This window comes from Rhizobium leucaenae USDA 9039, from assembly GCF_000426285.1.
Classification (GTDB): domain Bacteria; phylum Pseudomonadota; class Alphaproteobacteria; order Rhizobiales; family Rhizobiaceae; genus Rhizobium; species Rhizobium leucaenae.
The window spans coordinates 23,296-29,685 of sequence record NZ_AUFB01000046.1; the positions used below are offsets into that span (position 1 = coordinate 23,296).

Genomic DNA, 6,390 nt, shown 5'->3' on the forward strand with positions numbered 1-6,390 from the left:
AGGGCCAGCCACGCTTTCCATTTGACCCAATGCCGGAACGGGTCGAGCCATGCCTTGCACTGCTCGAAGCCGCCGAAGGGTGCCGATTGGGTCTATGAGATCAAATGGGACGGATCCCGCTTGGCCGTCCATATCGAGCCGCAGCGTGTTCGCATCCTTACGCGTGGTGCCATGATTGGACACATCGCTTTCCATCGATTGCCGCGGCAGCAGGTGAGATCGGTGGGAACGCCATCCTCGATCGCGAGGCGGTTGTTCTTGATGAGGTAAGACGGTCAGACTTCCGTGCCCTTCAGCAGGCGCTGGGCGGTCGCGGCGGTAAACGGAGTTCGGGGGAGGCGATTTTCTACGCCTTCGATCTTCTGTACTTCGATGGCCACGATCTCCGCCAGATGGAGCTATCCGAGCGCCGGTAGGCACTTTCCGGCGTGGTACACGGGGACGCGGATGCAGTTATGCCGGGCTACCAGCACCCCGGATGGGTTCATCTTTAAGCAACACCTAAAAAAACGGCGAGCGATCTTGTGACCGCCAGGAGCGCATCATCTTCCAGGCGACCGATCGTTGTGCCAATTCTATCCCGTTTCACGGACATGGCTTTGTCCACCATCACTTGCGAGGCTTTTCGCAATCCGCTTTGCACTGTCGGCTGAATGGTTGGTCGAATGAGCGGCGCGTCGACCAGTGTGCTGGAGATCAGCAGGACAGTGATCGTTCCAGTTGCATCAAACTGATCGGCCTGGATGATTAGTGCTGGACGCGGCTTGCCGAAATCACCGCTGATTGCGACGGTCACAATGTCACCGCGCCTCACGCTTCACCCTCGTCGTCCAGGTCATCGAGAGCGGCGTCAAGGAAGTCTTGCAGACTGGGATCGGCGGCATCGGCAAGGGCTACCTGAACGGACTGACGATGGCATTCGGCGGCAAAACCAGGGCGACGAGTATCGGGAACCCATATTTGCACAGGACGCAGCCCAGCGGCGCGCAACGTCTCACGGCGCTTTTGAACTCGTTCGTTGACCGAGCTTGCCATGATCAAACTCCAATGTGATTGTTACATGTAACATAATGGGCGAGCCCCGCCATGTCAATGAGTCGCAGCAGAGCGTGAAGGTACTCACTCTGGCGGGGACAAGTTGCGGTATATTCAGGCGTCGGTTGGGAGGGGCGGGCTGATCGAGTTCCGGCGCTTGCCTGGGGCCTTTGCCGAAGAACCGACCATTCATCGTCCACAACGACTGGTCGTCAAAATGTGTCGACGAAGTGGATTGGTGACCCGACATTTTCAAAAACAAAAGAGGCAATTACCTCAGAGCGATACGGCACTGTCGCGTACGCTTCAGGATACAGTAAATGCGAACCATCCTGTGCCCATATTTGCGCCGCCCAATGTTTGGCAGATGCGAACGAATGCCAACACAACGCCCGGTCAGTTGGCAACGAGTTTGAGCCAATTCGCGTTGACCCAGCCCTTGTTCTTATAGGGCAGGGGGTGCGTTTTCGTTGAATGGCATCTCACATTGGGGGTCTCGCTCCCGTAGACGACACCGGCCCACTGTCCGCGCTGCTGGAAGGCGATGACCATATCGCCATTGTGAAGTTCGCCAAGCTGGCGGTACTGGCTGCCAGGCCCGGACCTTATTGCGAGAAAGCCGTCCCCGTTGGCTTTTAGTCCGGCAACCATGTTGCTCGAGCAGTTTGCCACCTGACCGTCTCCGCCCTCTTCCAGAATTTGGACGTCCAGGTCACCGCCCGCGGCCGTCGCTTTTTCCGTGGCAGGCTGATCGCTTTTTCCTTGCTCCGGTTTGAAATCCCTGCCGTTCCAGTACAGGGTCGAATAGCAGGTGTCGGACCCGGCGCGGCCGCAGCTACTTCCATGCAGGGCAAGCTTGATCGCCGGTCGCCCTGCGATCTCGACAAAGCCTATGCCCTGCACATAGTCGTCAAAGATGGATTTGTAACTTTTGTTGGGTTTGGCCACGAAAATCTGCGTCTCGCATCCAGCCGAACCGCAAAAGGATGAAGGCATGCCGACACATTTCAAATGAGCGTAATCAAGAATGTAATCCGGAACCTGATCGCCGTTGATGTCCTTGATGCTGACGAAGCCCTTTTCAAGCTTGGCAGGCCCTCCGCAGTCTTTCTTGGACTCGTCGATCGCCGCCTGAACGGGCTGGGGGAGCGACTGCGCCGATGCGGCGCCCGAGCATGCGAGAGCGGCCGCCGCGCTTACCACCAGAATTGCCTTGCGCATTTTTCCCTCCGGAGCAGCCGAATTGCGACGCCTCGCCTGGACATTGGTGTCCGAGACGGCGCGTGTATTGCAAGGAAACATACATGAAAGGGCGAGCGTCTTGTATCGCCTGAACGGGCGATGACCGCGCATATAGCCCAGCACTGCGCCGTCACATTGCGGAATGGACCGCGGACAGTGATCGCAGTGGCCGTAGAGTGACGAACTGCTCGAAGCTCGGCGCCACGCCAAATCCGGCGTCTACAGGCCATAAGGCTAAGCCGCTGCGGGCTGGCTCGCTGCAATTCGTGCAGATTGGCTAATGGGCTCGCGGTCCTTAGCCCTGTCTCTTAAGGTCGATTGCTCCAAGCAATAAAACCTCCGACGAGCATTAGGAATGACGTAAAAAAGAACACTGAATGTATACCGGCATGAGCAGCTAATACGCCGCCAATGGCCGGGCCGAGCACTTGACCCGCGTGCTGCGCCGATGTCGACCAGCCGAGGATCGCGCCGACGGCTTGCTCGGGGACGCTGTGGCGTATCACGCTGCCGATACAAGGTAGCAAGCCCCCTAAAACGAGCCCCATCAATATTCGCAGCCCCACCAACTCCAAAACGTTCGTAACGAAAGCTTGTGACAGAAGGAGTGCCGCAGCGATGCACATTGCGACAACGATAACTTTCCAGTGCCCGACGCGATCTGCTAGTCTTCCAAGGTGCGAGGCGGAAAGAACACTCCCAAACGCTGTACCCGAAATGACCAGACCGGCCCAAAGGGTAACATGACGATTTGGCTCGACGAGTTGCGAAATGTAAATCGCTGTTATTGGTTCAATGGACAGATTGGCGATCATCAGAAGCAAGCCCGTCGCCAGCATTGCCAAGACAGGCCTCCTGCTTGGGATCGTCGACCAACTGTTGGAGTGTTCACGCTCTGTCGTTCGAGCATTGAAATTCTCTCTGATCAAAAATGCGCTGGCAACAAAAGTGAGGAAGACTAATGCCGCAGTCAAAAAGAACGTTTCTCGAATGCCGATTAATGTTGGTAGAAATCCGCCGATCAGCGGGCCGACGAGGTTGCCCCCCATAATCCCCGTGGCCAAGAACCCCAACGCCCAGCCAATACGGTCTTTGGGAACCTGTGTCGCTACCAAAGCATATGATCCAGACGAGTAGCCTCCGAGTAGACCGGCTAAAAATCTCATAGCCAGCAACTGCCATACATCTTGAGCTACACCCATCAAGGCCATCGCTGCGACCACGCCCAAGCTTGCGCGAACCATCATCGCCTTCCGACCGTAGCGGTCGGCAAGTCTTCCCCAGAGCGGGGCAACCAGTGCGGCCGCAAGGAAAGTCACGCCGTACGCCACGCCCGAAAACTGCGCTATGGATGCTTGGTCGCTGACGCCTAATTCCCGGATATATAGGGGTAAGAAGGGAAGTAACATTGTCATGGCAACGGTCGTGGTGAACGAACCGGCAGCACAAACAATAAGGTTCGTCCTCCAATAGGGCGTGCTGCCGTTCAGATACGAGCTCGCATTCCCAAGCTTATTTCCACTGTTGAGCACTGTGAATCGCACTTCTTGCTGGGGCATATGGATTTCGGGCACACATTCGGTGTCAATGCCGACCTCGAACCGACTGCTTCGCTTCCGTGTGCGTCGAGGATTGCTAAAGACGTTATGGATCAGAAGTCCTCCTCAGTCGCGGGATAATCCGCTCTATGGCGGAAGGGATTGACCCTGTGGTCAATGCCTTCTCCGGTAGAATGTACTCTGGTAGATATCTGACATGTTGCTCTTGTAGCCCCCGGTCCGTCCGCTGGATTTAGCCGAGAAAGGAATGTTCGCCGGCAGCTCCCGCCGTTTCGCTACAGGGCTGCAAGGCTCGTGCCAAAAACACCGAAAGACTTCCTGTCAGCTTTTCAGCTATTTAACTTGAGACAAAATGAGTTTGCTCAACAAAACTGTGTCGCAAACCCGGTGCAGACGCGTCAAATGAGATGCTCCCGCCGTCTCAACTATGCATTTCGCGGACATCTTGTAATTTCCGTTGCCAGCAGGTTGTCAACGATGAAATCGATATTGTGTTCTTAGAGCGCGCACGCGAACGCGTCTCTCGTGCCGCTTGTTCTCTGTAGCATTTAGGAGCCGCATAAAAGCGGCAGAGCCGGCTGCTCGGCTGATAACAAGATAGGTTGTCATTCTTGAGTTCAGGAAGTCGGCGACACAGTGAGATCGGTGCGCCATGCTGCGGCACTCGCGAAACCAGCCAAACTTAAATCAGCAGGTTTGGAGCACCTACCGTCGCTCTGCCCCACTTCCCCAAGCATGCAGCACGCCGCGGTGTTGACCCAGATCAACGTAGCCAACCGCATTGCTGGTAATCTTAAGCATTGCTAAATCCGAAGGTTAAATGCGGAGGTGACACAATGCTAGCGGCAGCAAGAAAAGATTATCTCGTCGGCCCGTCGCGGAATGCAATCCCGTGTTTGGGGCGTTGGTGCATGGATTGGGATTTGAGGGGATGGCGATCTTTGAAACGGCTGTCTATGGCGTGGCTGCCCTACGGCGGACGGATTTCGGGCGTGCGCAAGCAAGCATGCGGTTGAGGACGGCGCAGCCGATAGCGACTTCGGTCTGCTGCACGGGAGACGATCTTGCGCGCAAAACGTTTTCCGATGATGGACTTGTATCCCCCAATGGCGGTCTCGATCAGCGAGCAACGGCTCAGCCATTGAATATCGCGAGTTGACCGAAGGCGAAACCGTTGAAGATCGCTGGAACTGCTCTATCCGCGACTGACGACCGTGGGCGCACCGCGGCGAAGAATTTCGCGCGATCCACGATGTCTTTTCCTTTTTTGGATAGCTTCGGCAGCAACCGGCATTCAGTTTGGTTTCATCGTGTGGTAACGGACCGTTGCGCGAGCAAAACGCCCCCCGGAAATTTGCTCGCGCACAATGAACCACACCCGGTTCCTCGGCCCTGCCTCACTGCCTTGAGGTGGGGCCATTTCACTAAAGACCGCTCCAGAACGTCACAGCTTCGCCGCCCCGGTGAAGAAGTCGTCGATCTGCTGGGGCGTGAAGCCCATCGCCTGAAAGCCCTCCTGCATCATCGGCGACGATTTGACGAACGAGCCGGAATATTCATAGGCGATCTGCACCGATCGGTCCTGCGTTTTCACCCATCCATCGACCTGGTCGAGAAGGCCTGCAGCGAGGAGCTGCAGTTTGAATTGGCGCGCTGAAACCATCTCAGGGACAACGATTGGCGCAACATAATCGGCGATCATGCCCCCGCCATTTACCCAATCGACTATGATCTGATTGTCCTCTGCGACGAAGAATTCCCCTTCGTCGGAAACGATACGGATGGATTTCGGATCAGATGCCGTTCGTGTGACGCCGGGAGAAAGCGTCTGGTCAATCGTATCGAGCACCGGCGAGATATCGACCGGTGTGGCCTGCCCGCGAGCGGCGCCGTAGAGCTGGTTTGCTTCAGCGTTGCGAGCATTCGTCAAGTCGGTCATTACCCGCGCCGCACTGTCGGGAGCATCGAAGCCTTCGGATATTCGATGGCGCAACGTCCGTCGTCTTCAACTGCGGCACCGGCGCTCTGGCATGTGCTCGGCCCTCGAAATCGCCCATGTGGCGTTCTCCGCGGTCGCTGCCACCGGCAAGATCAAGCCAGCGACTGTTTCCAAGGAAGGCGCCGCCTACGCGGGCGTCGAGACGATCTGCGCCGATCCATCCCACACCACCACCGTCAATGCCGTTGTGCTCGTCGCACAGGCCTAGTACCCCTCCGCAGAGATTATGACTCTTTGACTGGATAGGCCTTGTGGAGTTTTTCACGGGCTTTTTCGGTGGTGAACATCCATTGGATTTGTGCCCTTTGCGCGTTTCTCTGCTGCTGCCAAGCATTGATCTCTGCAATCATCCTGTGTTTGTCGTCGATCCTGCGGTCGAGGCATTGGCTTTTCAAAACGCCAATCTCGATCTCGACGTATCCCCACGCCGAGGACCGCCTTGCTTTGTCACGGTGATATCGATGTTTTGCTGAGGTGAGCGGTATCGCCACGTTGCTAACAACGAGGATAACGACGTGTCTATCCATCAGCTTGAGATTTTGGCGGGCAGTATGC

General features: G+C 56.4%; 6 protein-coding genes and 3 pseudogenes. 2 read left to right on the top strand and 7 right to left on the bottom strand.

Features of this window, described 5'->3' with window-relative positions:
• Positions 1–29: 29 nt before the first annotated feature.
• A pseudogene (locus tag K290_RS35980) lies at positions 30–413 on the top strand (ATP-dependent DNA ligase); the annotation flags it as partial.
• A 77-nt stretch (positions 414–490) separates the two neighbouring features.
• Here the strand turns inward: K290_RS35980 and K290_RS0130815 are convergent.
• The 6 genes and pseudogenes from K290_RS0130815 to K290_RS38620 all read right to left on the bottom strand — a co-directional run bounded on the left by K290_RS0130815 (position 491) and on the right by K290_RS38620 (position 5,775).
• Complete coding sequence (locus tag K290_RS0130815) at positions 491–814, bottom strand: type II toxin-antitoxin system PemK/MazF family toxin (RefSeq protein WP_004119734.1); 324 nt, start codon at positions 812–814, stop codon at positions 491–493.
• A complete protein-coding gene (locus K290_RS0130820) occupies positions 811–1,035 on the bottom strand; it encodes an antitoxin MazE family protein (protein ID WP_004119731.1) in 225 nt (74 codons plus the stop codon). Before K290_RS0130820 ends, K290_RS0130815 begins: the two co-directional genes overlap by 4 nt.
• Positions 1,036–1,431: 396 nt before the next feature.
• The gene (locus K290_RS0130825) at positions 1,432–2,256 is read right to left on the bottom strand and encodes an SH3 domain-containing protein (RefSeq protein ID WP_240535448.1); all 825 of its coding nucleotides are present in this window, start codon (positions 2,254–2,256) and stop codon (positions 1,432–1,434) included.
• A gap of 329 nt (positions 2,257–2,585) precedes the next feature.
• Positions 2,586–3,836: an MFS transporter gene (locus K290_RS0130830; protein ID WP_004119727.1), complete on the bottom strand. Its 1,251-nt coding sequence runs from the start codon at positions 3,834–3,836 to the stop codon at positions 2,586–2,588.
• Between the two features lie 954 nt (positions 3,837–4,790).
• Positions 4,791–4,962: pseudogene (locus tag K290_RS36855) on the bottom strand (IS5/IS1182 family transposase); the annotation flags it as partial.
• 318 nt (positions 4,963–5,280) lie between these two features.
• Positions 5,281–5,775 (bottom strand): hypothetical protein, encoded by a 495-nt coding sequence (locus K290_RS38620; RefSeq protein ID WP_240535447.1) that lies wholly within the window; start codon positions 5,773–5,775, stop codon positions 5,281–5,283.
• Between the two features lie 91 nt (positions 5,776–5,866).
• Between K290_RS38620 and K290_RS37585 the strand changes: the two genes are divergently transcribed.
• Positions 5,867–6,043, top strand: a complete 177-nt coding sequence (locus tag K290_RS37585) for a hypothetical protein (protein ID WP_154660805.1) — start codon at positions 5,867–5,869, stop codon at positions 6,041–6,043.
• A 16-nt stretch (positions 6,044–6,059) separates the two neighbouring features.
• On the opposite strand, the pseudogene K290_RS38625 reads toward K290_RS37585, so the two are convergent.
• Positions 6,060–6,390, bottom strand: a pseudogene (locus K290_RS38625) (hypothetical protein); the annotation flags it as partial.